This window comes from Oleiphilus sp. HI0061 (assembly GCF_001635675.1).
In genome coordinates, this window is sequence record NZ_LWFE01001165.1 from 1 (window position 1) to 3,103 (window position 3,103).

The window sequence follows — 3,103 nt, forward strand, 5'->3', positions numbered from 1 at the left end:
AGCAAAGTGATTATCACTCATCTTGAGGTTATGAATAGTCTCTTTATGCTCTGGCAACTCATGAACTAGATCGTGCTTTTCTAACATAGATATATATCTCCTTAGAGGGATTGTTTTTTATCATCTTTTCATAACTCCACTTTATATGAGCCTTAGTCCAAACGAGATGATCTAGGTCAAACAATTAGGTATCTTGAAAATCTTTCTATTGTCAGCCTAGATCAGGCCTAAACGTGAGTTTTCTATACATCAGGTAAAGACTTGTAAGCAAGTCGTGAAATCTAGTCAAATCCGCCTATACCCATTACTCAAACCTAAGAACAGCCTATACACTGAAGTCATTGTTTATGAATAGTTCTTCCAAAAAGCATAAGCACTATGGAAAGACTAAAACCAAATCAGGAAAGAATATGCTAAAAAGAATCATTGCTGTCAGCAGCCTGCTGTTTGCTGCGTCAAGCGTCAATGCAGGCCTCATTAACCCGACCGGCAATGCCGACGGGCTAAACTTTAGCTGGTCGCAACAAGAGTCTGATCAGCTTCAAACGTTTGATGAACAACAGGGCGTTGCGATAGCTCATCAACAGGTTCAAGTTGACTACTTGCTTGGGAGTAACCTGTTCGTTGGTGATACCTTAAGAGGTCAGCAAACTGGCAAAAATTCACCTTACCTAAGTGCAGGCAGTTACAGTTCTCACCTGATTCACTTTGACCCACTAGGCACCTCGAGCGGTAAAGAGACCAAGCAATTAATTGAGTTTGATAGTGACATTGTTGCGATCATCCTCAACGGTAAAAAACTCAATGCGTCGGACAATATATTTGGTGGTACGGGGGCCAATTACGAGACATCAACTTCTCGAAAGTGGGAAAGTAACGATTTTCTAACATTTACTAGCTCCCAGTCGATACTGGTTGATCGCGCAACGGTAGGTCGCTACTGGATTGATGATGCGCGCATCATTACCCAAAGCGTATCAGAACCCTCTTCTATTGCCTTGCTTGGCCTAGGTCTTCTTGGCTTAGTGGGTATTCGTCGCAAGAAAATCTAAGTCTCCTCATCGCAATCATTACCCTGCTTCGAACGATTTAGTCAATTAGTCTGGAGCAGGGATTGCCAAGCCTGCCTTTTTTAGCTAACGTCTAGCCCATTCAGATCGACCCCGTTTTTACTAATTAAGGCTATTTGTATGGCACAGTACGTATTCACCATGAATCGCGTGGGAAAAGTTGTCCCACCTAAGAAAGAAATCCTCAAAGATATCTCCCTTTCATTTTTCCCTGGCGCCAAAATTGGTGTATTGGGTCTTAATGGTGCGGGTAAATCAACACTACTAAGAATTATGGCGGGCGTTGATAAAGACTATATTGGTGAAGCCCGCCCTCAGCCGGGTATCAATATTGGCTACCTCGCTCAGGAGCCTGAACTTAACGAAGAAGCAACGGTCAGAGACAACGTTGAAGAAGGCGTGAGTGAGATTAAAAATGCGTTAACTCGCCTAGATCAAGTTTATGCAGAGTACGCTGAAGAAGGTGCAGATTTCGATGCTCTAGCCGCAGAACAAGCCAAGCTAGAAGCAATCATTGAAACCGGTGATGGTCATAATCTGGAAAGAACACTGGAAGTCGCTGCTGATGCCTTAAGACTGCCACCATGGGATGCTGAAGTTAAACATTTATCAGGTGGTGAAAAGCGTCGTGTCGCTCTTTGCCGTCTATTACTTTCTAAGCCGGACATGCTGCTTCTTGATGAACCGACCAACCACCTTGATGCAGAAAGTGTCGCGTGGTTGGAACGTTTCTTACATGACTACCCTGGAACCGTCGTCGCCATCACCCACGATCGTTACTTCCTTGATAATGTTGCAGGTTGGATACTGGAGCTCGATAGAGGCCATGGCATTCCATTTGAAGGTAACTATTCTCAGTGGCTTGAAAATAAAGAGAAACGTTTAGAGCATGAGCAAAAGCAAGAAGATGCTCGCCAAAAGAGTATTAAATCTGAGCTAGAGTGGGTTCGCAGCAACCAAAAAGGGCGACATGCCAAGAGCAAGGCGCGTCTTAAGCGCTTTGAAGAGCTTAACTCTTCCGACCTACAGAAACGCAACGAGACCATGGAAATTTACATTCCACCAGGGCCACGCCTGGGTGATGTTGTTATCGAGCTCGATGGTGTCAGTAAGCAATACAAAGACAAGCTGCTATTCAAAGATTTGAGCTTTAGTGTTCCACCCGGAAGCATTGTCGGTGTAATTGGTGGTAACGGTGCAGGTAAATCTTCACTATTCAAGCTGCTAGCAGACGTAGAGCAACCCGACTCAGGCACTATTCGTTTGGGTGATACTGTTAAGCTGGCTTTCGTTGAACAAACGCGTGACCTGGACAATTCCAAGACGGTATGGGAAGAAGTCAGTGACGGTAACGATATGATCACTATCGGCAATTACCAAACACCATCTCGTGCTTATGTCAGTCGTTTCAACTTCCGTGGTAATGACCAGCAAAAGAAAGTGAATGAGCTGTCTGGTGGCGAGCGTAACCGTCTACATTTAGCCAACGTGCTTAAGCAAGGTGCGAACGTTCTACTACTCGATGAGCCAACCAACGATCTTGACGTAGAAACACTACGAGCACTGGAAGAAGCCGTCTTGGCATTCCCTGGTTGCGCAATAGTGATTTCGCACGACCGTTGGTTCCTCGATAGAATTGCAACGCATATATTGGCTTATGAAGGCGATAGTGAAGTGGTCTGGTTTGAAGGCAATTACACTGAATACGAAGAAGACTTCAAAGCTCGTAAAGGTGAACAAGCCAAGACACCTACTCGTGTCAACTATAAGAAGCTTGCCTAAGAGCCAAGGCTGCCAAACTAGCTGAAAGCCTGAAACAGCAGTTCTTTTGAGCGATTTGTTCTCAAAAGGACTGCCTAAGCTTGCAGTTACCTGATATAGCACTTATATTCTAATGAATGACTATAATAATTAATCCTCTCTGTTATCCTTCAAACTGGTTTGCAGAACAGAGTTGCCGGAGGCCAAATGAGCGAAGAGACAAAACAAGACGAGCGCCGTCATTTTAGCCGAATTCTATTTAATGCCGATTG

2 protein-coding genes are annotated in these 3,103 nt (G+C 44.4%); both read left to right on the top strand.

What is annotated here, in order from left to right; all coding sequences use genetic code 11:
- The first annotated feature begins 410 nt into the window (after positions 1 to 410).
- Positions 411 to 1,052: a PEP-CTERM sorting domain-containing protein gene (locus A3735_RS17660; protein ID WP_068760543.1), complete on the top strand. Its 642-nt coding sequence runs from the start codon at positions 411 to 413 to the stop codon at positions 1,050 to 1,052.
- A 138-nt stretch (positions 1,053 to 1,190) separates the two neighbouring features.
- Complete coding sequence (gene ettA, locus A3735_RS17665; RefSeq protein WP_068513959.1) at positions 1,191 to 2,852, top strand: energy-dependent translational throttle protein EttA; 1,662 nt, start codon at positions 1,191 to 1,193, stop codon at positions 2,850 to 2,852.
- The last annotated feature ends 251 nt before the right edge of the window (positions 2,853 to 3,103 follow it).